The organism is Streptomyces fuscichromogenes, assembly GCF_014645815.1.
In the GTDB taxonomy this organism is placed as follows: Bacteria; Actinomycetota; Actinomycetes; order Streptomycetales; family Streptomycetaceae; genus Streptomyces; species Streptomyces fuscichromogenes.
This window is the reverse complement of sequence record NZ_BMML01000023.1, coordinates 188,408-210,614: the sequence shown is the minus strand read 5'-3', so window position 1 is coordinate 210,614 and position 22,207 is coordinate 188,408. Positions and strand designations below refer to the sequence as shown.

The 22,207-nt window shown below is 71.0% G+C and carries 24 protein-coding genes and 1 pseudogene; 9 read left to right on the top strand and 16 right to left on the bottom strand.

Annotation, left to right across the window (positions count from 1 at the left end; all coding sequences use genetic code 11):
• Positions 1–31 precede the first annotated feature (31 nt).
• Positions 32–361, bottom strand: a complete 330-nt coding sequence (locus IEZ11_RS38080; protein ID WP_189267576.1) for a DUF6338 family protein — start codon at positions 359–361, stop codon at positions 32–34.
• A 1,093-nt stretch (positions 362–1,454) separates the two neighbouring features.
• Positions 1,455–1,730, bottom strand: coding sequence for a hypothetical protein (locus IEZ11_RS38075; RefSeq protein ID WP_189267575.1), 276 nt, complete (start codon positions 1,728–1,730; stop codon positions 1,455–1,457).
• Between the two features lie 166 nt (positions 1,731–1,896).
• On the opposite strand from IEZ11_RS38075, the gene IEZ11_RS38070 reads away from it, so the two are divergent.
• Entirely contained in the window at positions 1,897–2,304 is a 408-nt protein-coding gene (locus IEZ11_RS38070; RefSeq protein WP_189267574.1) for a DUF6153 family protein, read from the top strand.
• A gap of 82 nt (positions 2,305–2,386) precedes the next feature.
• Positions 2,387–2,992 carry a DUF305 domain-containing protein gene (locus tag IEZ11_RS38065; RefSeq protein WP_189267573.1) on the top strand — a complete coding sequence of 202 codons (606 nt, stop codon included), beginning with the start codon at positions 2,387–2,389 and terminating at the stop codon, positions 2,990–2,992.
• Between the two features lie 92 nt (positions 2,993–3,084).
• Here IEZ11_RS38065 and rocD read toward each other — a convergent pair whose 3' ends face one another.
• The 3 genes from rocD to IEZ11_RS38050 form a co-directional block, all read right to left on the bottom strand.
• A complete protein-coding gene (rocD, locus tag IEZ11_RS38060; protein WP_189267572.1) occupies positions 3,085–4,305 on the bottom strand; it encodes an ornithine--oxo-acid transaminase in 1,221 nt (406 codons plus the stop codon).
• Between the two features lie 19 nt (positions 4,306–4,324).
• A complete protein-coding gene (gene ddaH, locus IEZ11_RS38055; RefSeq protein ID WP_189267571.1) occupies positions 4,325–5,143 on the bottom strand; it encodes a dimethylargininase in 819 nt (272 codons plus the stop codon).
• A gap of 145 nt (positions 5,144–5,288) precedes the next feature.
• Positions 5,289–5,774 carry an Lrp/AsnC family transcriptional regulator gene (locus IEZ11_RS38050; protein WP_089105436.1) on the bottom strand — a complete coding sequence of 162 codons (486 nt, stop codon included), beginning with the start codon at positions 5,772–5,774 and terminating at the stop codon, positions 5,289–5,291.
• Positions 5,775–5,885: 111 nt separating this feature from the next.
• Here IEZ11_RS38050 and IEZ11_RS38045 point away from each other — a divergent pair, with 111 nt between their 5' ends.
• Genes IEZ11_RS38045 through IEZ11_RS38030 form a run of 4 tightly spaced genes read left to right on the top strand, consistent with a single transcriptional unit; the run spans position 5,886 to position 9,930 of the window.
• Positions 5,886–6,635, top strand: coding sequence for a LytR/AlgR family response regulator transcription factor (locus tag IEZ11_RS38045; protein ID WP_189267570.1), 750 nt, complete (start codon positions 5,886–5,888; stop codon positions 6,633–6,635).
• 2 nt (positions 6,636–6,637) lie between these two features.
• Complete coding sequence (locus IEZ11_RS38040; RefSeq protein ID WP_189267569.1) at positions 6,638–6,997, top strand: hypothetical protein; 360 nt, start codon at positions 6,638–6,640, stop codon at positions 6,995–6,997.
• Between the two features lie 42 nt (positions 6,998–7,039).
• Complete coding sequence (locus tag IEZ11_RS38035; RefSeq protein WP_189267568.1) at positions 7,040–8,752, top strand: sodium/solute symporter; 1,713 nt, start codon at positions 7,040–7,042, stop codon at positions 8,750–8,752.
• A complete protein-coding gene (locus IEZ11_RS38030; protein ID WP_189267567.1) occupies positions 8,749–9,930 on the top strand; it encodes a sensor histidine kinase in 1,182 nt (393 codons plus the stop codon). The genes IEZ11_RS38035 and IEZ11_RS38030 overlap by 4 nt, the downstream gene beginning before the upstream one ends.
• Before the next feature lie 107 nt (positions 9,931–10,037).
• Here IEZ11_RS38030 and IEZ11_RS38025 read toward each other — a convergent pair whose 3' ends face one another.
• The 6 genes and pseudogenes from IEZ11_RS38025 to IEZ11_RS38005 all read right to left on the bottom strand — a co-directional run bounded on the left by IEZ11_RS38025 (position 10,038) and on the right by IEZ11_RS38005 (position 15,534).
• Positions 10,038–10,217 (bottom strand): hypothetical protein, encoded by a 180-nt coding sequence (locus IEZ11_RS38025; protein WP_189267566.1) that lies wholly within the window; start codon positions 10,215–10,217, stop codon positions 10,038–10,040.
• Between the two features lie 293 nt (positions 10,218–10,510).
• Positions 10,511–10,816, bottom strand: a pseudogene (locus IEZ11_RS51395) (RNA-guided endonuclease TnpB family protein); the annotation flags it as partial.
• Positions 10,817–11,198: 382 nt separating this feature from the next.
• Entirely contained in the window at positions 11,199–12,149 is a 951-nt protein-coding gene (locus IEZ11_RS38020) for a cytochrome c oxidase assembly protein (RefSeq protein WP_189267565.1), read from the bottom strand.
• A 180-nt stretch (positions 12,150–12,329) separates the two neighbouring features.
• The gene (locus IEZ11_RS38015) at positions 12,330–13,355 is read right to left on the bottom strand and encodes a 6-phosphofructokinase (protein WP_189267564.1); all 1,026 of its coding nucleotides are present in this window, start codon (positions 13,353–13,355) and stop codon (positions 12,330–12,332) included.
• A 180-nt stretch (positions 13,356–13,535) separates the two neighbouring features.
• Positions 13,536–14,264, bottom strand: coding sequence for a type 1 glutamine amidotransferase (locus tag IEZ11_RS38010; protein WP_189267563.1), 729 nt, complete (start codon positions 14,262–14,264; stop codon positions 13,536–13,538).
• 31 nt (positions 14,265–14,295) lie between these two features.
• Positions 14,296–15,534, bottom strand: coding sequence for a MurT ligase domain-containing protein (locus IEZ11_RS38005; protein ID WP_189267562.1), 1,239 nt, complete (start codon positions 15,532–15,534; stop codon positions 14,296–14,298).
• Positions 15,535–15,684: 150 nt separating this feature from the next.
• On the opposite strand from IEZ11_RS38005, the gene def reads away from it, so the two are divergent.
• On the top strand, positions 15,685–16,224 hold the full coding sequence (gene def / locus IEZ11_RS38000) for a peptide deformylase (protein WP_189267561.1): 540 nt from the start codon (positions 15,685–15,687) through the stop codon (positions 16,222–16,224).
• A gap of 76 nt (positions 16,225–16,300) precedes the next feature.
• Here def and IEZ11_RS37995 read toward each other — a convergent pair whose 3' ends face one another.
• Positions 16,301–16,945 carry a TetR/AcrR family transcriptional regulator gene (locus IEZ11_RS37995; protein WP_189267560.1) on the bottom strand — a complete coding sequence of 215 codons (645 nt, stop codon included), beginning with the start codon at positions 16,943–16,945 and terminating at the stop codon, positions 16,301–16,303.
• A gap of 172 nt (positions 16,946–17,117) precedes the next feature.
• Between IEZ11_RS37995 and IEZ11_RS37990 the strand changes: the two genes are divergently transcribed.
• Positions 17,118–18,344 carry an acyl-CoA dehydrogenase family protein gene (locus IEZ11_RS37990; RefSeq protein WP_189267559.1) on the top strand — a complete coding sequence of 409 codons (1,227 nt, stop codon included), beginning with the start codon at positions 17,118–17,120 and terminating at the stop codon, positions 18,342–18,344.
• 87 nt (positions 18,345–18,431) lie between these two features.
• Here the strand turns inward: IEZ11_RS37990 and IEZ11_RS37985 are convergent, their stop codons facing one another.
• From IEZ11_RS37985 to IEZ11_RS37975, 3 genes are read right to left on the bottom strand one after another with little or no spacing between them, the layout of a single operon-like run.
• Positions 18,432–18,953 (bottom strand): cupin domain-containing protein, encoded by a 522-nt coding sequence (locus IEZ11_RS37985; RefSeq protein ID WP_189267558.1) that lies wholly within the window; start codon positions 18,951–18,953, stop codon positions 18,432–18,434.
• Between the two features lie 7 nt (positions 18,954–18,960).
• Positions 18,961–20,220 (bottom strand): cytochrome P450, encoded by a 1,260-nt coding sequence (locus IEZ11_RS37980; RefSeq protein ID WP_373295024.1) that lies wholly within the window; start codon positions 20,218–20,220, stop codon positions 18,961–18,963.
• Positions 20,217–21,281 (bottom strand): type III polyketide synthase, encoded by a 1,065-nt coding sequence (locus IEZ11_RS37975; RefSeq protein WP_189267556.1) that lies wholly within the window; start codon positions 21,279–21,281, stop codon positions 20,217–20,219. The genes IEZ11_RS37980 and IEZ11_RS37975 overlap by 4 nt, the downstream gene beginning before the upstream one ends.
• A 329-nt stretch (positions 21,282–21,610) precedes the next feature.
• Between IEZ11_RS37975 and IEZ11_RS37970 the strand changes: the two genes are divergently transcribed.
• Positions 21,611–21,883 (top strand): hypothetical protein, encoded by a 273-nt coding sequence (locus tag IEZ11_RS37970; protein WP_189267555.1) that lies wholly within the window; start codon positions 21,611–21,613, stop codon positions 21,881–21,883.
• Between the two features lie 72 nt (positions 21,884–21,955).
• Here the strand turns inward: IEZ11_RS37970 and IEZ11_RS37965 are convergent, their stop codons facing one another.
• On the bottom strand, positions 21,956–22,186 hold the full coding sequence (locus IEZ11_RS37965) for a DUF6213 family protein (protein WP_089105419.1): 231 nt from the start codon (positions 22,184–22,186) through the stop codon (positions 21,956–21,958).
• Positions 22,187–22,207: the final 21 nt, after the last annotated feature.

Here is a 22,207-nt window from a genome sequence, read left to right as displayed (position 1 = left end):
GCCCGAAGCTACTTGGGTAGGTGGCATGCGCTCATTGTGCGCGCCCCAACCCATCTATGGGAGTCAGCAGCGCCGTCGCGCCCCACGGCACCAACTCGGAGAAGTGGCGGAGGCCGTACGCGCCGGGTCGGTCGAGGAGGGCCGACAGGTCGGGGCCGTACCAGAGCCCGTATGCACTGCCACTCATGAACAGGGCGATCACCGCGACGTCGACGGCCACGCTCACGAACAGGATCGACAACACTTCCTGGAACGCGGTGTGGACACGCTCGGGCACGTGTCGGTCGACGGCGCGGTGGTAGACGTAACCGGGCAGCGCCAGGGTGATGAGGAGGACCAGACCGGCCACGTTCGTCGGCATGCACTGTCCTCCCCCCCCCGGAGTGAAACAGCACCCTGGGGTGCTCAGTTCACCAAGCGCCCTGATGTTACAGTCCCGTTGAGTGGTATCTGCGGTATTTCGGCACATCGGAGGCCTGGGTGGGAGACAGTCGGGACGGCGGGTCAGGGGGACAGGACCGGGCGGCCGAGAAGGGCTTGGAGGAGGGCCGTTCGCCGGCGGACGCCGTCGATGACCCGACCGACGAGACCGCGGACGACGACGAACTGGGTTCGCCCCTCGGACAGACCCTGGCACCCGGGAACGAGAAGCCGCCGCGGGCGCCTGCTCCGCCACCGCCGCCACCGCCGAGCCCGCGCTGACGGCGCCGCTCTTCGTACGCGGCCCGGCTGTGTGCGTCGCCGCACGGCGGAACTCACCTCGCGGCGGAGGAGGTTGTCCCGCAGGCGGTTCGCATGAGGTCCGGCGAAGCGGCTCGTGGGCGGTGCGTTCGGGTTGAATTCTCCGGTCCGGCTCCGGCGGTCCGTCCTTCGAAGGCAGCGAATGGTCCCGGCTCGCAGGGAAGCCGATGAACAACCTCACGCGCTTCCTGGCAGGCCAGGCTGATCTGGCCGTCGTCGACGGACGGGCAGATACTGCTGGCCTCCCAGGGCATGGGGGCGACCATCGCCTGCGGGGCAAGGGCGGCGAAGGCGGCGGCCACGGCACGCCTGCGCAGAGACATTCCGACTCCTTCAACGACGATCTTGCTGGTCCGGCTGTGAGGGGCTGCCGCGGCACTGTTCGGCGGACGTACACCCGGCCCCGCCTCACCACGTAGTGCACCGGCTCGGAGCAGTCGATGGGCGGGGTGATCAGCAGGCTGACGATGCGGGGCGCGGGCTCCGTGCTCGCGGTCGATCCACTGCCCGCTCCGGGCGAGTGCCTGGTGCAGCGCTGCTGTCGCCTCCTCATGGTGTCCGAGCACAAGCACGACGTAGGCAAGGCCGGGGAGGCGATGGGTGAGGGCCGGGGCGCCGGTGTCGGGCAGCTGGCCCGTGGAGTCGTCCGCGATCCGGCACACGGTGAGCTGGTCGCACCAGTGTCCTCGTCGGTGGCGGAAGTCGTGGAGCGTTCAGACCAGTTGCCAGGTCGTGGTGCGTGGGGCTTGTGCGACGGCAGCGCTTTGGGCGGTGAGCAGGTTGCGGTGCTCGGCGTCCAACCCGTCCGTCACAGCCGGGATATCGGCCGGCGCCTGGGAGCGGCAGCCGGGGATCAGCGGGGCGAGCTCGATGGGCGCGCGATGGGAATCCAGCAACTGGTCCGCGGCGTGGGCGGTGTGGGCGAAGCGGTCGAGGACCCGTAGGAGCGCCGCCTCGCGGGTGCGTGCCGTCCACTCCTGGTGGGTCATGCGCGACCCGGCCGACCTGCTCGTCTGCGTCGTCCCGCGTCCCTCGGCAACCTCGACGACCGCAACGCGCCGCGGTGGCCATGACGTCCCCGCCGCGGACTTCGAAACGGCCGCGCAGGGGATATCTGTGCCGGCCGGCGCTCAGGGCACGCATAGGATGGCCCCGATGCGCCCCACCGAGCAGCCCGCCCCGCGACCGCCGTACCGGCGGTGGCGCGCCCTGCTCGTGCTCGGGCTGCTGACCGGGCTGCTCGGCATGCACGCGCTGGCACCCGGCGGTGTCCTGGGGCCGCACGGCGGGCACCAGCAGGCCGCTTCCGCCACCATGGTCATGGCCACCGCGTACGAGAGCTGCTCGGGCCACGACGGCCACTGCGGCGACCACCACGCGCACCACGCCGACGCGACCTGCGTCTCCGGTGCGGTGAGCGGCGGACCGGCGCTGCCCGTCCTGGTCCCGGACCCGGTCGCGGCGCTCGCGGGCGACTGCCTGGCCCCCTCCCGCCCGGCCGCGGCCCCGGACGGCGCACGGGCGCCCCCCGACCTGGCCGAACTCCAGCTCCTGCGGATCTAGAGGCACCCGAGCCGGCCGTGCGCGGACAGCGCGGCGGTCGTGCTCCCGCGCGCCCAGCAAGATCTATCGCAGGAGATCCAGCATGACCACCACGCGTACCCGTGTCGTCCTCGTCGCGCTCACCGCGACCGCCGCCCTCGCCCTCACCGCGTGCGGCAGCGGCGACGGCAGCGCCGGCAGCGCGCACGCCTCGCACTCGGCGGCGGCCGGCGCCACCGCCGGCGCGCACAACGCGCAGGACGTGTCCTTCGCACAGACCATGATCCCGCACCACCAGCAGGCCGTGGAGATGGCCGGGCTCGCCGCCGACCGTGCCTCCTCCGCCCAGGTGAAGGACCTCGCCGCCCGGATCGAGAAGGCCCAGGACCCGGAGATCGAGACCATGACCGGCTGGCTGAAGGCCTGGGGCGAGGAGGTGCCCATGGCGGGCATGGAGCACAGCGGTCACGCCGGCATGGCCGGAATGATGTCCGACAAGGACATGACCATGCTGAAGCAGGCCGAGGGGACGGACTTCGACACGATGTTCCTGACCATGATGGTCGAGCACCACCGGGGCGCCGTCGAGATGGCCGGCACGGAGAAGGCGAAGGGCGACTACGCCCCGGCCACGAGCATGGCCGCGGACATCGTCACCGGCCAGAACGCCGAGATCAAGGAGATGAACAAGCTCCTCGGCAAGGGCTGACCGGCACCGGGGTGGCCGCGCCCACCGGCGCGTCCACAAGCGCGCCCACCGGCACACCCACCGGCGCGCCCACGGACGCGGCCACCCCGGGCTCAGACCGCCAGCACCTTCTCCAGCGCGCCCAGCGCCGACCGCAGTTCCTCCGCCGTGATGGTCAGCGGCGGGGCCAGCCGGATCGTGGAGCCGTGGGTGTCCTTGACCAGGACGCCCTCGCGCAGCAGCCGTTCGCCGATCTCCCGCCCGGTGCCGATCGCCGGGTCCACGTCGACGCCCGCCCACAGCCCGCGCGAGCGGAAGCCGACCACGCCCCTGCCGACCAGCTCCGTCAGGCCGTCCCGCAGGATCACGCCCAGCTCGGCGGCCCGGCGCTGGAAGTCACCGCTCTCCAGCAGCTCGACCACCGCCGTGCCGACCGCCGCCGCGAGCGGGTTGCCGCCGAACGTCGACCCGTGCTCGCCGGGGTGCAGCACTCCCAGCACCTCCCGCCGGGCCACCACCGCCGACACCGGCACGATCCCGCCGCCCAGCGCCTTGCCGAGCAGCAGCACGTCCGGGACCACACCCTCGTGGTCGACGGCGAGGGTACGGCCCGTGCGGCCGAGGCCGGACTGGATCTCGTCGGCGATGAAGAGGCAGTTCTCGCGGCGGGTCAGCTCCCGGACCCCGGTCAGATAGCCGTCGTCCGGGATGAGCACCCCGGCCTCGCCCTGGATCGGCTCGATCAGTACCGCCGCCGTGGTCTCGTCGACCGCCGCCTCCAGCGCGGCCAGGTCGTTGTACGGCACGATCCGGAAGCCCGGCGTGAACGGGCCGAAGCCCGCCCGCGCGGTCTCGTCGGTGGAGAAGCTGACGATCGTGGTGGTACGGCCGTGGAAGTTGTCCGCGGCGACCACGATCGTGGCCCGGTCGGCCGGGACGCCCTTCACGTCGTACGCCCACTTGCGGGCCACCTTGATGCCGGACTCGACCGCCTCGGCGCCCGTGTTCATCGGCAGCACCATGTCCAGGCCGGTCAACCCGGCCAGTCGCTCGGCGAATTCGGCGAGCCTGTCGTTGTGGAAGGCACGCGAGGTGAGGGTGAGTCGGTCCAGCTGGCGGTGCGCGGCCTCGATCAGCGCGGGGTGGCGGTGGCCGAAGTTGAGGGCCGAGTAGCCGGCCAGCAGGTCGAGGTAGCGGCGGCCCTCGACGTCCTCCACCCAGGTGCCCTCGGCGCGGGCCACGACGACGGGCAGCGGGTGGTAGTTGTGCGCGAGGACCGGTCCCTCCGCCTCGATCAGCTCGGCGGAGGTACGTGCGCGTGCGGGTGCGGTCATCAGGGGGATCTCCTGGTCCTCAGCGGATTTCCTGGGTGCAGCACTTGATGCCGCCGCCTGCCTTGTGGAACTCCGACAGGTCGACGGGAACGGGCTGGTAGCCCTGCTCGGCGAGCCGGGCCGCGAGCGCCTCGGCCTGCGGTGCGATGAAGACGTGGCGGCCGTCGGAGACGGAGTTCAGACCCCAGGTCAGGGCGTCGTCGCGGGTGGCGAGCACCGCGTCCGGGAACAGCCGGCCCAGCACGTCCCGGCTGCCCGGGGAGAAGGCCTCGGGGTAGTAGACGATGTTTCCGTCGTGCCCGCCGTCCAGGACGAACAGCGCCGTGTCCAGGTGGTAGAAGTACGGGTCCACCAGGGTCAGGCTGATCACCGGGTGGCCGAAGAACTCCTGCGCCTCCCGGTGCGCCTCGCGGCTGGTGCGGAATCCGGTGCCGGCGAGCAGGTACCGGCCCGTCCAGACCAGGTCGCCCTCGCCCTCGACCACCGACCCCGGACGGTGCACGTCATAGCCCGCCGTCTTGAACCAGAGGTCGTAGTGGGTCGACTCGGGACGCCGCTCGGGCGCGTGGAAGAGCGAACCGAAGACGCGGCCGCCGACGACGACCGCCGAGTTCGCGGCGAACACCATGTCGGGCAGGCCCGGCACCGGATCCAGCCGCTCGACGCTGTGGCCATGGGCGCGGTAGGCGCTGATCAGCGCGGTCCACTGCTCCTGGGCCAGGTCGACGTCGACCCTGGTGTCGGGGTTCATCCAGGGGTTGATCGCGTACTGCACGCCGAAATGTCTGGGTTCGCAGACAAGGAAGCGCCTGAGGCGCGGCACACGGCTTTCGGACACAGAGGTGTTCCTCCGCTTTCCCGCGGTGTCGACTGAGGGTTGACACCACGGTAGAAAGCGACGGATACGGACGACAAGAAATAAATGTTGCGCGTTCACGCAGGAACACTGCGTCTCCGGTCGTACAAACGCAGCATCGATGCGTTTACTCCGGTACGGGGTGGGTGGCACCCGCCTCCGGGCTCTCCGGGAGCAGATGCGACAGCACCATCACGCTGATCGTCTTCCGGATGAAGGGCTCCACGCGGATCCGCTCCAGCACCTCCTCGAAATGGCCCACGTCCCGGGCCCGCACATGCAGCAGGGCGTCCGCGCCGCCGGTCACCGTCATGGCCGCGGTGATCTCCGGATGGTTGCGGACCACCTCCGCGAGCCGCCGGGGCGGCGCCGCGCCCTCGCAGTACACCTCGACGTACGCCTCCGTGCGCCAGCCGAGGGCCGAGGGGGTGACGGTGGCCGTGAACCCGGTGATCACACCCGTCTCGCGCAACCGGTCGACCCGCCGCTTCACGGCCGTCGCGGAGAGCCCGACAGCCGCGCCGATCTCGGCGAAACTGGTCCGCGCGTTCGCCATCAACGCGGTGGTGATCTTCCGGTCGAGATCGTCGAAGGAGGCGGTGCCGCTGTTCATGCCCGCACTGTAACCACGGGCGAAGCCGGTCCGGGCACACCACTTCGTCCGGCGCGGACGGCCACGTCCGGCACATGTCCAGCGCCGCGTTCCGCCGCCTACACTCCGTTCATGCTGCGCGCCCTCGCCGTCGACGACGAACGCCCCTCGCTGGAGGAACTGCTCTATCTGCTGAACGCCGATCCGCGCATCGGAAGCGTCGAGGGCGCCGGGGACGCCACCGAGGCGCTGCGCCGCATCACCCGGGCCCTGGAGTCCGGACCCCAGGGCCCCGAGGCCATCGACGTCGTCTTCCTCGACGTCCAGATGCCCGGCCTGGACGGTCTGGACCTGGCCCGGCTGCTCACCGGCTTCGCCCGGCCCCCGCTGGTCGTCTTCGTCACCGCCCACGAGGACTTCGCGGTGCGGGCCTTCGACCTCAAGGCCGTCGACTACGTCCTGAAGCCGGTCCGCAAGGAACGCCTCGCGGAGGCGGTACGCCGGGCCGCCGAACTGCGCGGCACCGCACCGCGGATACCCGTGCACGAACCCGACCCCGACCACATACCCGTCGAACTCGGCGGCGTGACACGGTTCGTGGCGGTGGACGACATCACCCACGTCGAGGCCCAGGGCGACTACGCCCGCCTGCACACCGACCGCGGCAGCCACCTGGTCCGCATCCCGCTGTCCACCCTGGAGGACCGCTGGCGCTCCCGGGGCTTCGTCCGCATCCACCGCCGCCACCTCGTCGCCCTCCGCCACGTCGGCGAACTCCGCCTGGACGCGGGCACGGTGAGCGTCCTGGTCGGCGCCGAGGAGCTCCAGGTCAGCCGACGCCACGCCCGCGAGCTGCGGGACCTCCTGATGAGGAGGGCCTGACGATGCCCGCCGACCCCGCCGAGCGCCGGGTCACCGTCACCGGCCCGCCCCGCCGCAGCCGCCGTGCCTCCGGCTACTACCGGCCGCGCACCGAGATCGACGAGCAGACCACCCTCGGCCACACCTACGTCCGCTCCCTGATGCGCAGCCAACTGCGGGTCGCCCTGGTCGTGTTCGCCGTCCTGGTGCTGCTGGTCGGCCCGCTCCCGCTGGTCTTCGCCGCCGCCCCCCAGGCGCGCCGCCTTGAGTGGCTGGTGCTCGGCTTCTGCCTGTACGCCCCGCTGATCCTGCTCGCCCGCTGGTACGTGCGCCGCGCCGAACGCAACGAGGAGGACTTCGTCCGCCTCGTCGAGGACCGATGAACTCCAGCCCCGACGACGCCGGACCAACTCCGACGAGGCCAGATGAACTCCAGTTACGCAGTCCCGGCCGTCGCCCTCGTGGTCGTCGCGACCGTCCTCGTCGGCGCCTTCGGCCTGCGCATCTCCCGCACCACCTCCGACTTCTACGTCGCCTCACGCACCGTCGGCCCCCGCCTCAACGCGGCCGCGATCAGCGGCGAGTACCTTTCGGCGGCCTCCTTCCTGGGCATCGCGGGCCTGGTCCTGGTCCAGGGGCCCGACATGCTCTGGTACCCGGTCGGCTACACCGCCGGCTACCTCGTCCTGCTCCTCTTCGTCGCCGCCCCGCTGCGCCGCTCCGGCGCCTACACCCTCCCCGACTTCGCCGAGGCCCGGCTCGCCTCGCAGCAGGTACGACGGCTGGCCGGGGCGTTCGTCGTCGGCGTCGGCTGGCTCTACCTGCTGCCCCAACTCCAGGGCGCGGGACTCACGTTGTCGGTTCTCACCGGCGCCCCCGACGCACTCGGCGGGCTCATCGTCGCCGTGGTCGTGGTGGCCACCGTGGCCGCCGGCGGCATGCGCAGCATCACCTTCGTGCAGGCCTTCCAGTACTGGCTGAAGCTCACCGCGCTGCTCGTCCCCGCCCTCTTCCTCGTCCTCGCCTGGCAGCGCGCCGGCGCCCCCGTGCACGCCTTCGACGAACCGGCCACCTTCCGCACCCAGCGCGCGGTGGACGTCAGAGACACCCTCTCCCTGCGGCTCGACCGCCGGCTCACGGTCACGGTCACCGGCACCGTCGACGGCCACCCGCACCGGGACGCCCGGGTCACCCTCCCCGAGGGCACCCACCGCATCAGCGCGGGCACCCGCCTGACCTTCGCCCAGGGCACCCGCGTCCCCGCCACCGACCGGGGCACCAACGGCGGCATGTCCACCTCGCTCACCGAGAGCCGCGAGGAACGCCCGCTGTACGCCACGTACGGACTGATCCTCGCCACCTTCCTCGGCACCATGGGCCTGCCGCACGTCGTCGTCCGCTTCTACACCAGCCCGCACGGTGTCGCCGCCCGCCGCACCACGGTCGCCGTTCTGGCCCTGATCGGCCTGTTCTACCTGCTGCCGCCCGTCTACGGCGCCCTCGGCCGCCTCTACACCCCCGAACTCACCCTCACCGGCGAGACGGACGCCGCCGTCCTGCTGCTGCCCGACCGGGTCGTCGGCGGCCTCGGCGGCGACCTGCTGGGCGCGCTGGTGGCGGGCGGTGCCTTCGCCGCGTTCCTCTCCACGGCCTCCGGCCTCACCATGGCGGTCGCCGGGGTCCTCACCCAGGACGTCCTCCCGGCGCGCGGAGTACGGCACTTCAGACTGGGGACGGTCCTCGCCATGGCCGTACCGCTCGCCGCGAGCGTGCTGGTGGGCGGCCTGCCGGTCGCCGACGCCGTCGGGCTGGCCTTCGCCGTGTCCGCCTCCTCCTTCTGCCCGCTGCTGGTCCTCGGTATCTGGTGGCGCCGGCTGACCCCGCCCGGTGCTGCCGCCGGGATGCTCGCCGGGGGCGGCTCGGCGTTCTGCGCGGTGGCCGCGACCATGGCCGACCTGCCCGGCACCGGTGATGCGCACGCCCTGCTCGCCTGGCCCGCGCTCTGGTCGGTGCCGCTGGGCTTCCTCACCATGATCCTGGTCTCCCTGGCCACCCCGGGCCGGGTGCCGCCCGGCACGGCCGCGATCCTGGCCCGCTTCCACCTGCCGGAAGAGCTGCGCGCGGAGGTGAAGGCGTGACCGGGTTCCTGGCCGGCCTCTGCGTGGCCGTACTCCCGCTGCTCGCCGCCGGCTTCTGGCTCGGCCGCCGCACCGCACGCCCCGAGAGCCTCGGCGGCCTCGGCACCCCCGTCGAGCACGCCACCTTCGAGACCCTGCACACCGCCTCCCTCGCCGCGCCCCCGCTGCGCGCCGGACTCACCGAGGAGACCGCCCGCCGCTCGGCCCGCCGGCTGCGCACCCTGCTCGGCACCGACGCGCTCTGCCTCACCGACCACGAGAACCTGCTGGTCTGGGACGGCGTCGGCGACCACCACCGGGCCGAGCTCATGGAACGGCTCGCCGGGCCGCTGGAGTCCGGCCGCGGCGAGGCCTTCCGGCTGCACTGCGAGACCCCCGACTGCCCGGTCCGCTGGGCGGTGATCACCCCGCTCACCGTCGACGACCGTGTCCACGGCACCCTGGTCGCCTGCGCCCCGCGCGAGTCCGCCGTCCTGGTCCGGGCGGCCGGCGAGGTCGCCCGCTGGGTCAGCGTCCAGCTGGAACTCGCCGACCTGGACCGCTCCCGGACCCGTCTCATCGAGGCCGAGATCCGTGCCCTGCGCGCCCAGATCTCCCCGCACTTCATCTTCAACTCGCTCGCGGTGATCGCCTCGTTCGTCCGCACCGACCCGGAGCGGGCCCGCGAACTGCTGCTGGAGTTCGCCGACTTCACCCGCTACTCGTTCCGCAGGCATGGTGACTTCACCACCCTCGCCGACGAACTCCACGCCATCGACCACTACTTGGCGCTGGTCCGGGCCCGCTTCGGCGACCGCCTCACGGTCACCCTGCAGATCGCCCCCGAGGTGCTCCCGGTCACCCTTCCCTTCCTCTGCCTCCAGCCCCTGGTGGAGAACGCCGTCAAGCACGGCCTGGAGGGCAAGACCGGCACCTGCCGTATCCAGATCACCGCCCAGGACGAGGGCGCCCAGGCCCTGGTCGTCATCGAGGACGACGGCGCCGGCATGGACCCGGTCCTGCTGCGCCGCATCCTCGCCGGCGAGACCAGTCCCTCCGGGGGCATCGGCCTTTCCAACGTCGACGACCGGCTTCGCCAGGTGTACGGCGACGACCACGGCCTGGTCATCGAGACCGCCCCGGGCGCGGGCATGAAGATCACCGCCAGGCTGCCCAAGTACCAGCCCGGGGTGCACTAGCGCTTCGCTGGAAGGGCCGCTTTGTGTCGTCGTTCGTCTGCGGCGCCGTCGTGGCCGGTCGCGTGGTTCCCCGCGCCCCTTCGGGGCGCTTCACCCGGGGTGCTGTGTCAGTTGTTCTGGGTGAGCACCATCGCCAGTGTCAGCAGGCCCAGCACCACCCATCCGAACCAGAGCCAGCCGTTGCTGCCGAGCGCCACCGTGTAGGCGGTCACCACCACGAGTCCGCCGACGGTGAGCACCCCCATCGTCTTCGTGGCCCCGTTCGAACCGTTCGCAGATCCGGGCATCGCGACACCCTCCTCATGGTCCGTGTCCCTCCATGGTGCCCCCGTTCTGCTTCCTCCTGATACTGATACTGATACTGATACCGAGTACTGACGGTGCACGCCACGACGGCTCGCGCCGTGGGGCTTTCCGCTTCGTCACCGACTGCCTGCCCGGAGTTCTCCGTTGAGGGCCGTACCGCAGCGGTCACACGTCCACGTGAGGAGGGGAAGAAGCGGTCCACCACCTGGCGCCGGGCTCTACGGCTGTTGGCGCCGTCTCCCTTGGCCTTGCGGGACAGCTTCCGCCGTGCCGAAGCCGCGTCCTGCGACACGGTCACGGTGGACGGCTGCGCCCCTTCGGGCAGCGGCCGGGACCACACGATGTCCAGCGGGGCCGTCAACTTCGCCGGCGTCACTGCTCCGTCCCGGAAACGGAAACCGCTGGTGGTGTACTCGGCGGACCTGCGCGACCTCTTCCGCGACGTGAAGCGCGGGTACTTCGCCCGCTTGGCGAAGAAGTCGGTGAACGCGGTCTGCAGATACCGCAGGGTCTGCTGCAACGGCACCGAGGAGACCTCGTTGAGGAACGCCGGCTCCTCGGTCTTCTTCCACGCCGTGATCCGCAGCCCTGGGCCCGTGCGTCCCGTGCACACGCCGAGTCCTGCTGTCCCCCCTCGCCGGTGTCAGGACGGATCCTGGCCGCGTGAGCCCGAGCCCCCCCTGCCGTGCGGCCCCGAGCAGGGCGGTCCGGGCGGGCGGCAACCGGAGTCGGTTCCGCTTCGGCGTGTCCACGGGTCCGGCGGGCTCCTTCCCGCGCGACCGCGAAGCGCGTCCTGCTGGACCAGTCCGCGGCGAGTCGGTTCCCGTCCCCGGACCGCGGCCGATCACGTGTGAGAGAGCTGTCCGCCCGGCTCTGCGAAGGACGTGCCGGCGACGTCGGGCATGGCGTGCGCCGCCATCACCGATCTCCCGGCGGTCTCCCGGCGGTCTCCCCGACGCCGGTCAGCTGTTGCGTGCGTTCAGTGAGGCCAAATAGGCGTTGTACGCCTCGAGTTCCTTGTCGCCGTCCCGGTCGGCGGCCCGGTCGTGGCGCCGGGCCTGGCGCTGTTCGGAGCCGTACCACTGGAACAGCAGGGCGATGAGCACGAGTACGGAGGGGACCTCGCTGAAGGCCCAGGCGATTCCGCCGGCCGCGTTCTGGTCGGTGAGCGCGTCGATGCCGAGCGAGGCCGGCGGATTCCTGAACGTCTCGACCATGGGCTCCGACGCCATCATCAACGCGATGCCGAAGAAGGCGTGGAACGGCATGCCGGCGAACAGCTCCAGCATGCGCAGGAGATACCCCGGCCGGTGCGGCCCCGGGTCGACGCCGATGATCGGCCAGAAGAAGACGACACCGACGGCGAGGAAGTGCACCATCATCGCGATGTGCCCGGCCCTGGAGCCCATCAGGAAGTCGAAGAGCGGGGTGAAGTAGAGCGCGTACAGGCTCGCGATGAACAGCGGGATGGTGAAGGCGGGGTGGGTGACGATCCGCATGTACCGGCTGTGCAGCAGGGCCAGCAGCAGCTCACGCGGCCCCTTGCGGCCCTTCCCGGCGACGGGCAGCGCGCGCAGCGCGAGCGTGACCGGGGCACCCAGCAGGATCAGGATGGGCGAGAGCATGCTGATGATCATGTGCTGCACCATGTGCACGCTGAACATGACCATCCCGTAGTCGTTCAGCCTGGTGCACATCACCGCCATGATGGTCAGCACCCCGACGACGAACGACACGGTCCGCCCCACGGACCAGGCGTCCCCGCGCCGCCGCAGCCGCACCACACCCCATCCGTACAGCGCCAGCCCGGCGAGACAGGCGACGAGGAAGAAGGGATCCGCCGACCACTCCAGCCCCCGCCCCAGCGTGAACGGCGGCAGATCCATGGTCATGCCGTGCCCGCTGTGATCCATCCGGCGGCTCCTGATTCGTGGGGGGTTGTACGTTTACAGCCGCACCCAGAGTAGAACCGCCGCCGACGGCACCCGCGACCGGGGTGAGTGTCCCTGCCTCCAGGGGCGCGGGGAACTGCGCGAGCGACCACGCACGACCCGCACCCGGCGACGCATCGGCACCCCCTACGGCGCTGCCCCTTAGAGCACGGTCTCCGCTTCCTCGTACCGCTCGTCCGGAACCGTCTTCAACGTCTCCACCGCGTCCGCCAGCGGCACCATCACGATGTCCGTCCCCCGCAGCGCGGTCATACGACCGAACTCCCCCCGGTGCACGGCCTCCACCGCATGCCACCCGAACCGCGTCGCCAGCACCCGGTCGTACGCCGTCGGCGTGCCACCCCGCTGCACGTGCCCGAGGATGACCGGCCGAGCCTCCTTGCCGAGCCGCTGCTCCAGCTCGATGGAGAGCTGCCGGGCGATCCCGGCGAACCGCTCGTGGCCGTAGATGTCCTTGCCGCCCTCGTCGAAGGCCATCGTGCCCGCCCTCGGCTTGGCCCCCTCCGCCGCGACGACGATCGCGAACCGCTTGCCCGCCTCGAACCGCTCGCCGACCCGGCGGGCCAACTCCTCGATGTCGAAGGGCCGTTCCGGTACGACGATGGCGTGGGCGCCGGCCGCCATGCCGGAGTGCAGGGCGATCCAGCCGGTGTGCCGCCCCATGACCTCGACGACGAGCACCCGCTGGTGGGACTCGGCGGTGGTCTTGAGCCGGTCGAGCGCGTCGGTGGCGACCCCCACGGCCGTGTCGAAGCCGAAGGTCACGTCGGTGACGGCGATGTCGTTGTCGATGGTCTTCGGCACGCCCACGATCGGCAGGCCGGCGTCGGACATCAGCCGGGCCGCCTTCAGCGTGCCCTCGCCGCCGATCGGGATGATCGCGTCGAGCCCGAGCTCGGCGACATGGCCCCTGGCCCGCTCCACGCCGTCCCGCAGGTGCGAGGGCTGGACCCGGGACGACCCGAGGATGGTGCCGCCGCGGGCCAGGATGCCGGCCACGGCGTCGAGGTCGAGCTTGAGGTAGTCGCACTCCAGGAGGCCCTTCCAGCCGTCCCGGAAGCCGATGACCTCGTCGCCGTGGTCGACGACGGCACGGTGCACGACGGACCGGATGACGGCGTTCAGGCCGGGGCAGTCGCCGCCGGACGTGAGGACACCAATGCGCATAGCCCGAAACAACCTTCTCCACGTGGGCCGGAGACCGGACCACGCTGTCCGGCTGACGTCGCGGCCACCCTACCGGCGCAAGGGGGTCATTCCGCACCGGGCGTCCGCCTGCTGGACGTGCCCGCACATGTGAGCGGACACCCTGTCAGGCGGGCCCCGGAACCGGTCGTTCCCGAAGGGTCACGCGGGCTGCTGAGCGGCGGCGATCCGCTCGTTGCGCAGCGCCTCGTACCAGCGGTCGTCGATCGGCGGCAGCGCGTTCACGTCCAGCGCCAGCTTCAGCAGCAGGTCCGCGATGAGCGGGTTGCGGGCGAGTACCGGTCCGTGCATGTACGTGCCGAAGACGGTGTCGTTGTACGCGCCCTCCGTGCCGTCCCCGGTGCCGTTGCCCTTGCCCAGCTGGACCCGGGCGAAGGGGCGGGCGGTGGGGCCGAGCTGGGTGACGCCCTGGTGGTTCTCGAACCCGGTGAGCGGGGGCAGCCCGAGGCGCGGGTCGATGTCGGCGAGGACGTCACCGACACACCGCTCGCCGGTGCCGCGCACGGTCGTCACGTCGAGCAGGCCGAGGCCCGGCTCCCGCTGTCCCAGGTCGTTGATGAACTCGTGGCCGAGGATCTGGTAGCCGGCGCAGACGGAGAACACGATCGCGCCGTTCTCCACCGCCCGGTACAGGTGCGCGTCACGGCGCAGTCGCTCGGCGGCCAGCCGCTGCGGACGGTCCTCACCGCCGCCGATCAGGTAGATGTCGCCGGAGGTCGGGATCGGCTGGTCGCTGCGCACGTCGAGCCGGGCCACGTCGAGACCGCGCTGCCGGGCCCGCCGCTCCACGACGAGCGCGTTGCCCTGGTCGCCGTAGGTGCTGAGCAGGTCGGGGTAGATCCACACCAGCCGCAGTTGGTTGTCGCTCATGAAGGGATCGTCACTCCGTTTTCTGGTGCTGTCAGTTGCCGACGCGGCGGCGCAGGTCCTGGAACGCGGTGTAGTTCGCGATGACCTCGATCCGGCCGGGCGGGCACATCTGGACGGCCTGGTCGAGGGAGTCGCAGACCTGGAAGTGCTGGTTCGCGACCTCCAGGCGCACCGCGAGGTCGAGCTTGCGGTCGCCCAGCACGAAGATCGGGTGGCCGGTCAGGCGCGTGTAGTCCACGTCCCACAGCCAGGAGGTGTCGGTGCCGTCGGCGCCGCGCGCGTTCACGGAGAGGATGACCGGCGTCGGCGGCGGGTCGATCAGCGAGAACGTCTCCAGCCAGCCGGCCGGGTTCTTGGCCAGCAGCAGACGCAGGTCGCGCTCCTGGAACTGCACGACGTCGTAGCGTCCCGCGACGGCCTGCACCTGGTACATCCGCTCCAGGGCGACCTGCGGCGGCACTCCGAAGACGGCGGCGACCGCGGCCGAGGAGGCCGCGTTCGCCTTGTTGGCGCGGCCCGGCAGCTGCAGGTGGATCGGCCAGGCGGACCCGTGCGGGTCGAGCACGTGGTCGCCCGACAGCACCCAGCTCGGGGTCGGCCGGCGGAACCCGCACTCGCCGCAGAACCAGTCGTCGCCGGGCCGCTGCATCACGCCGCCGCAGGACGGGCAGGACCAGGCGTCGTCCTTCCACATCTGCCCGGCGGCGACCCAGATCACGTTGGGGGAGGAGGACGCGGCCCACACCACCAGCGGGTCGTCGCAGTTCGCCACGATGACGGCCTTGGTCCCGGCCAGGCCCTCGCGCCAGTTCTCGGCGAGCATCCGGGTCTCGGCGGCGCGGTCCAGCTGGTCGCGGGAGAGGTTGAGCAGCGCGATGCACTTGGGGTCGGTGTCCCGGGCGACCCCGGCCAGGTACTTCTCGTCGACCTCGATCACACCGAACTTCGACTCCGAGCCGCCCGCCAGCGCCGACGTGATGCCGGCCGGCATGTTGGCCCCGAGCGCGTTGGACACGACCGGCCCCGCGGCCTTCAGTGCCTCGGCGATCAGCCGGGTCGTGGTCGTCTTGCCGTTCGTCGCCGAGACCAGCGTGACGTCCAGGTTCTGGGCGAGCCGGGCGAGAAGGTCGGGGTCGAGTTTGAGCGCGACCCGGCCGCCGATCACGGATCCGCTGCCGCGACCCGCCGCCCGGGATGCCGCCGCGACCGCCTTGCCCGCGGTCACGGCCAGCTTGGCCCGCGGCGTGAGCGGGTCCGAGGTGCCTGCCATCAGTTCTCGATCCTCCTTGCGTACGCGCCGCGCCTGAGCCATCCGGCAACGTGGTGTGAGGTCAGCCTATCGAGATCCATTCGCACACCCGAATTCCGGCCCTTGCCTGCGCGGCGGGCAGGGGCTGATCCGAACCGTACCCTTGCGCCCATGCGACACGGTTCCATTCCGGGCGCCCGCGGGCGGGTCCGGCCTCTCACTCTGCTCGGCGACCCCGTTCTGCACGCCCGTTGCACGGAGGTCACCGACTTCGGCCCCGAACTCTCCCGGCTGGTGGAGGACTTGTTCGCGACGATGTACGCGGCGGAGGGCGTGGGCCTGGCGGCGAACCAGGTGGGGGAGCCGCTGCGGGTGTTTGTCTTCGACTGCCCCGACGACGAGGACGTCCGCCACCTGGGCCATGTGGTCAACCCCCGCCTGGTGACGGCGGACGGCGTGACACTCCGCGGCCCCGAGGGCTGCCTGTCCCTGCCGGGCCTGGAGGCGGGCACGGAGCGGTACGACCACGCGGTGGTCGAGGGCCTCACGGCGACGGGTGAGCCGGTCACGATCCACGGCACGGGCTTCTTCGCGCGATGCCTCCAGCACGAGACCGACCACCTGGAAGGCCGTGTGTACGCCGACCACGTCACGGGCTGGCGCGGGCGCCGGCTGATGCGACAGGTGGCGAAGTCCTCCTGGCACCGGTGAGGACATCTCCCTGCTTTGAGGGGCGCGGGGAACTGCGCGATCAACCGCCACGGGCAGTCAGCCGAAACCCAACCCGTCAGAACCCCGGACCTCCCACTTTGTCCCCTGCCGCAGCAAGCCGCCCCCACAGAAGATCCGCCAAGCTCTTCACCAGTTCCGCACGAGAACAGGGCCGTTCCCCCAGCCACCAGTCCCCCGCCGCATGCATCATCCCGACGATCCCGTGCCCCCACACCCGGGCCAGCTGCTGACTGTTCGGCCCCAGATCCAGCCGGTCCCCGATGACCTGCGCCAGCTCCTCACCCATCCGCCGCAACAGCGGAGCCGAGTGTTTCCCCACGTCGAACCCCTGGTCGGTGCCCGTGCTGCCCTCCGCGGGATGCATCAGGAACCGGTACACCTGGGGCCGCGCCTCGATCGCCGCGAGGTAGGTGTCCAGCGTCGCCTCGACCCGCTCGCGGCGCTCCGCGGGAGCGTCCAGCGCGTCCCGCAGCGAGTTCAGCAGGGCGTCCGTGTGCCGCTTGGCCAGCGCGGCGTAGAGCCCGCCCTTGTCGCCGAAGTGGCGGTAGAGGATCGGCTTGGTGATGCCGGCCTCCGCCGCGATGGCGTTCATGGAAGCCTGTGGGCCGTCCCGCAGCACCACCCGGTCGGCGGCCTCCAGCAGCTCGCGCCGTCGGCGGTCGGCGGCCCGTTGCTGTTCGGTCCGCTGCGTGGTGTCCATGTGCTCTCCCCACCCCGTGCTGTTTTCGTGACGCCTGCGCAAACTAACACCTGACGGCCATCTCTCATCGAACTGGCTGCCGAGGTGACCTTGGGAGTTGACTTTTCCTACCGACCAGTAACAGACTCGGGTTACCGCTAGTAACACATTATGCGCCGCCGCTGGAGGAGTCATGGCCGAGTTCACCATGGAACTCAACGACGAACAGAAGGAGGTCCGGGACTGGCTGCACGGTTTCGCCGCCGACGTCATCCGACCCGCGGCCGCCGAATGGGACGAGCGTGAGGAGACTCCCTGGCCGGTCATCCAGGAGGCCGCGAAGGTCGGCATCTACTCCCTCGACTTCTACGCCCAGCAGTACTTCGACCCCACCGGCCTCGGTATCCCGATGGCCATGGAGGAGCTGTTCTGGGGCGACGCGGGCATCGCCCTGTCCATCGTGGGCACGGGCCTGGCCGCCGTCGGCGTCCTCGCCAACGGCACCGAGGAGCAGATCGGCACCTGGATCCCCCAGATGTACGGCGACGCCAACGACGTCAAGGTCGCCGCGTTCTGCTCCTCCGAGCCCGACGCCGGCTCCGACGTGGCCTCCATGCGCACCCGGGCCGTCTACGACGAGGTCAAGGACGAGTGGGTGATCAACGGCACCAAGACCTGGGCGACCAACGGCGGCATCGCCAACGTCCACGTCGTGGTCGCGGTCGTCGACGCGGAGCTCGGCTCCAAGGGCCACGCGTCCTTCATCGTCCCGCCGGGGACCCCCGGGCTCTCCCAGGGCCAGAAGTTCAAGAAGCACGGGATCCGTGCCTCGCACACCGCCGAGGTCGTCCTGGACAACGTCCGGGTGCCCGGCTCCTGCCTGCTCGGCGGCAAGGCGAAGCTGGACGAGCGACTGGCCCGGGCCCGGGAGCGGGCGAAGTCGGGCGGCGAGCGGGTGAAGAACGCGGCGATGGCCACGTTCGAGGCGAGCCGCCCTGCGGTGGGGGCCATGGCGGTGGGTACCGCGCGGGCCGCCTACGAAGTCGCCCTCGACTACGCCATGACCCGTGAGCAGTTCGGGCGGCCGATCATCGACAACCAGGGCGTGGCCTTCCAGCTCGCGGACATGCGGACGGCAGTCGACGCGGCCCGGCTGCTGGTGTGGCGGGCGTCCTGGATGGCGATCAACGGGAAGCCGTTCACCGCGGCCGAGGGGTCGATGTCGAAGCTGTTCGCGAGCGAGACGGCGAAGAAGGTGACCGGCCAGGCGATCCAGATCCTGGGCGGCAACGGGTACACGCGGGAGTACCCGGTGGAGCGGATGCACCGGGACGCGGCGATCTACACGATCTTCGAGGGGACCAGTGAGATCCAGCGGCTGGTGATCGCCCGTACGTTGTCGGGGATGCCGATCCGGTAGCGCCGTGGGGGTGCGGGTGCCTCGCGGGCCGACGGTGCGTCGTGGTTGCTCGCGCGGTTCCCCGCGCCCCCCAGAAGGTGGGCGAAGTCACCGGTGTTTCAGAGGTGTGAGTTGTTCGATGTCGTAGCGCCTGCGTAGTTCCTCGATCGCCGTGTGGTCCGGGGGGCCGTCGGTGCCGAGGATCTCCAGGAGTTCCTCGAAGTAGCGCTCGTGGTCCGGCGGTGGCGACGCCTGGAAGAACATCCGCGCCGCGGTGTCCGTCGGGTTGGCGAACGCGTGGGGGCAGCCGGGGGGTACGACGATCACCGTGCCCGGGGTGGCCCTTACCACCCGCGTGCCCGAACTGGACTCCCACTTCTGCCAGTTGTCGGGCGTGCGGATGCGGGGCTCGAAGGCGAGGACGTCCAGTTCGCCTTCGAGGACGTAGAACAACTCCTCGCTGCGGGTGTGCACATGGGCGCCCACGTCGAAGCCCGGCGGTACCTCCACCTCGAAGGTGGAGGCCGCCCGTGAGTGCGTGCCCGTCACCTTGAAGGTGACACGCTGGGCCGGCGTGTGGACCACGCGTCCGTGTCCCGGTGGTACGAGGAGTCCCTCGGTCGTGGTCATGGGCCACTCACCAGGTCACCGGAAGTGCCTCGGGACCCCGGATCAACGCGCCCTTTCTGAAGGGGACCTGCTCCGGGGGTACGGCGAGCCGCAGTCCGGGCAGCCGGTCGAGAAGGGCGTCCACCAGCAACTCCTCCTCCAGCCTGCCGAGTTGGCCGCCGGGACAGTAGTGCGGGCCGAACCCGAAGGAGACGTGCGGGTTGGGGCTGCGGGCGAAGTCGATCGTCTCGGGGTCCGGGAAGACCATCGGGTCGCGGTTGGCGGCCAGGTACGAGACGTAGATCGCCTCGCCCGCGCGGATCCGGACGCCCTTGATGTCCACGTCCTGCCTGGCGATCCGGGACAGGCCGACCGCGCTGCGGTGCGGGATGTAGCGCAGGAGCTCGTCGATCGCGCGGGGGCGGATCGCCGGCTCGGTGCGCAGCCGGTCCAGGAGGTCGGGACGGGTCAGCAGCAGGTAGAACATCTGCCCGCTGTTGTTGGTGACCGCCTCGCCGCCGATCTGGAGGAGGACGGCGAGACCGACGGCCTCCTCCAGGGACACCTCGCCGCGGCCCACGGCCGCGCCGAGCAGGGAGGCCACGTCCTCGCCCGTACTGCCCTCGCGCAGGGCGACGAGGTCGGCGAAGTAGGCGCTCATCTCGCGCTTGGCCCGCTCGCTGACCTCCTTGCCGTGACTGGAGGACAGGATCAGCTGGGTCCAGAGGTGCATGGTGTGCCGGTCGGCGGCCGGGACGCCCATCACCTCGCAGATCACCGCGATGGGGAACGGACTCAGGACCGCCGCCGTGAGATCGGCCGGCGGGCCGTCCTGGACGAGCTCGTCGACGAGCTCGTCCAGCATCCGGCGCGCCTTCTCCCGGACCCGCTCCACGCCCTTGGTGGTGAGCGCGGCGGCCACCGAACGGCGCAGCCGCGTGTGGTCGGGCGGATCCAGGAAGCCGACCGCGCCGCGGTCCGGGATGAAGTGCGGGGCGAGCCGGGTGACCGGCTGCTCCATCACCGCCTCACGGCTGAACCGGGGGTCGTTGGCCACCATCCGTACGTCGTCGTACCGGGTGACCAGCCACGCCCAGCCCTCGCCGTTGGGGAGCTGGATCCGGGTGACCGGACCCTCCCGCATCAGCTCGGCCAGGGTGGGGTCGAAGTCCACCCCCGTCAGGTCCGGCACTTCCCAGTGCCGGACCGGACAGGCGGCCTCACCGGGTGCCTCGCCGGGTGCCTCGTCGGCGGGGTCGAGCGGTTCGGTGAGCGTCATCTCGGTCAGTCCGTCTCTTCGTCCGAACGCCGCCAGCGACCCAGCGACATCTCCGCGGTGATGCCGGGACCGAACCCGGCCAGCAGGCCGCGTGCCTGGTGCTCGGCACCGCCCTCGTCGAACATCCGGCGCAGCGCGTCCAGGACGACGGCGCTGGCGATGTTGCCGTACTCGGTGAGCGTGGACCGGCTGAACCGGAAGGCGTGCGGGTCGACCTTGAGGAACTTGCTCAGGTCGTCCAGGATCCGCGGCCCGCCCGCGTGGACTATGTAGAAGTCCAGGTCGGAGGCGTCCCAGCCGTGCAGTCCCGCCAGGTCCTGGAGAGCCGGCGCCAGCGGCTCCATGGTCGCCGGGACCCGCTTGTCCAGCAGGAAGTGGAACCCGGTGGCCCGCACGTCGTACATGATCCATTCCTCGGTCTTCGGGATCAGGTACGAGCCGTTGCGTTCGAGTTCGACGCCCGTGCCGCCCTTGCCGCGGACCACGGCGGCGGCGATGCCGTCACCGAAGAGGCCGTTGGAGAGCAGCGAGCCGACGCCGAGGTCGGTCGGCTGGTAGCACAGCGAGCAGAACTCGCAGGCCACGATGAGGGCGTTGGCGTCCGGGTACGCCGAGCAGAAGTCGTGCGCCCGGTTGATCGCCGCTCCGCCGGCCGCGCAGCCGAGCTGCGCGATGGGGAGCTGGCGGGTGGTGGAGTCGAAGTCCATCTCGTTGATCAGCCACGCCGTGAGCGAGGGCATCATGAAGCCCGTGCACGAGACGTAGATGATCACGTCGATGTCGGTGGTGAGCAGCTCGGCGTCGTCGAGCGCCCGCTGGATGACTGCGGGGACCCGGGCCTTGGCCTCGACCTCGTAGAGCTTGTTGCGCTCCTCGAAGCCGGGGTGCTTCAGGGTTTCCTCGATCGGCTGCACGATGTGCCGGGTGCGAACGCCCGTGTTCTCGATCAGTCTCAGCGCCAGCGGCAGCTGCGGGTGGTTCTCGTGGTGGGAGCGCGCCAGTTCCAGCGTCTCCTCCATCGTGATCACGTACTCCGGGACCGACACTGAGGGTTTGCACAAAGTCGCCATGAACCGTGCCTGCTTTCAGCCTTCCGGCGGGTTTTGGCCCGGCCGGTCAGAGAGGTGGTTCACCTCAGGAGGTGGTTCCCTCACGATCACCCGTGAGGGCGACGATCTCGCGTCGGACTACTCCGAACCGGTGACCCCGTGTCAGGGTCGGATCAGCACAGAGGTATCCGGACGAGGAGGGAGCGATGCCCGGCACGGCCGCGGAAATCCTGAGAACGACCAGGTCAGAGCTTGCCCCGGACTCGAACGCCGACCCGTGAGTCCCTCTCGTCGCCGGCGGCCGGGCGAGCCTGGAGACCCTCGCCGCTCCTGCCCTGGAACAACACCGGGTGGTCCCCGCCGACTCACGCGCGTTCCTGCATCTGGCGCAGCGCGCCACCGAGCAACCGGCGGCAGAGCGGCTGGGCGTGTTCACCGCGGCGTGTGCGGTGGACGAAGAGCGCCTGCGGGCGTACGAGCCCCTGCCGGGCCGCCAGGCGTACCCGGCGTACAACTCCTGGCTCGCCCTCAACGCCGACCCGACGGACGCGACCCTCGCACTGGGACCGCGCACGCACTACGCCCAGGCACACGAGCAGATGTTCTGGGGCGCGCCCAGGTGAACTGGCCTGTCCTTCAGGGGCGCGGGGAACTGCGCGAGCAACCCCCACTCACCCGCACCCGCCGAACGACCGCTACTCCCCACTGCTGTGGGCGATACAGGCCACGTCGATCCGGTCGGCGAGCTTCGCGAGCTCGATCGTCAGCGCGGCCACCGTGTCCTCGTCCAGCCCGCCCTCGTCGGCCTCCACCAGCCGCAGCCACCGCGCCCCCAGCGTCCGCAACAACTTACTCACGTCGGCCGCGGCCACCTGCAAGGTACCGCGGTCGTCGACGATCAGGGGCAGAGTCACTTCGCGGTTCACACCCGGGATCGTAGCCGTGCA

Bases quoted from the DNA above. Each gene is read 5' to 3' on its own strand.
- IEZ11_RS38080 (WP_189267576.1), bottom strand. From the start codon at position 361: ATGCCGACGAACGTGGCCGGTCTGGTCCTCCTCATCACCCTGGCGCTG.
- IEZ11_RS38075 (WP_189267575.1), bottom strand. From the start codon at position 1,730: ATGACCCACCAGGAGTGGACGGCACGCACCCGCGAGGCGGCGCTCCTA.
- IEZ11_RS38070 (WP_189267574.1), top strand. From the start codon at position 1,897: ATGCGCCCCACCGAGCAGCCCGCCCCGCGACCGCCGTACCGGCGGTGG.
- IEZ11_RS38065 (WP_189267573.1), top strand. From the start codon at position 2,387: ATGACCACCACGCGTACCCGTGTCGTCCTCGTCGCGCTCACCGCGACC.
- rocD (WP_189267572.1), bottom strand. From the start codon at position 4,305: ATGACCGCACCCGCACGCGCACGTACCTCCGCCGAGCTGATCGAGGCG.
- IEZ11_RS38050 (WP_089105436.1), bottom strand. From the start codon at position 5,774: ATGAACAGCGGCACCGCCTCCTTCGACGATCTCGACCGGAAGATCACC.
- IEZ11_RS38045 (WP_189267570.1), top strand. From the start codon at position 5,886: ATGCTGCGCGCCCTCGCCGTCGACGACGAACGCCCCTCGCTGGAGGAA.
- IEZ11_RS38040 (WP_189267569.1), top strand. From the start codon at position 6,638: ATGCCCGCCGACCCCGCCGAGCGCCGGGTCACCGTCACCGGCCCGCCC.
- IEZ11_RS38035 (WP_189267568.1), top strand. From the start codon at position 7,040: ATGAACTCCAGTTACGCAGTCCCGGCCGTCGCCCTCGTGGTCGTCGCG.
- IEZ11_RS38025 (WP_189267566.1), bottom strand. From the start codon at position 10,217: ATGCCCGGATCTGCGAACGGTTCGAACGGGGCCACGAAGACGATGGGG.
- IEZ11_RS38020 (WP_189267565.1), bottom strand. From the start codon at position 12,149: ATGGATCACAGCGGGCACGGCATGACCATGGATCTGCCGCCGTTCACG.
- IEZ11_RS38015 (WP_189267564.1), bottom strand. From the start codon at position 13,355: ATGCGCATTGGTGTCCTCACGTCCGGCGGCGACTGCCCCGGCCTGAAC.
- IEZ11_RS38010 (WP_189267563.1), bottom strand. From the start codon at position 14,264: ATGAGCGACAACCAACTGCGGCTGGTGTGGATCTACCCCGACCTGCTC.
- IEZ11_RS38005 (WP_189267562.1), bottom strand. From the start codon at position 15,534: ATGGCAGGCACCTCGGACCCGCTCACGCCGCGGGCCAAGCTGGCCGTG.
- def (WP_189267561.1), top strand. From the start codon at position 15,685: ATGCGACACGGTTCCATTCCGGGCGCCCGCGGGCGGGTCCGGCCTCTC.
- IEZ11_RS37995 (WP_189267560.1), bottom strand. From the start codon at position 16,945: ATGGACACCACGCAGCGGACCGAACAGCAACGGGCCGCCGACCGCCGA.
- IEZ11_RS37990 (WP_189267559.1), top strand. From the start codon at position 17,118: ATGGCCGAGTTCACCATGGAACTCAACGACGAACAGAAGGAGGTCCGG.
- IEZ11_RS37985 (WP_189267558.1), bottom strand. From the start codon at position 18,953: ATGACCACGACCGAGGGACTCCTCGTACCACCGGGACACGGACGCGTG.
- IEZ11_RS37975 (WP_189267556.1), bottom strand. From the start codon at position 21,281: ATGGCGACTTTGTGCAAACCCTCAGTGTCGGTCCCGGAGTACGTGATC.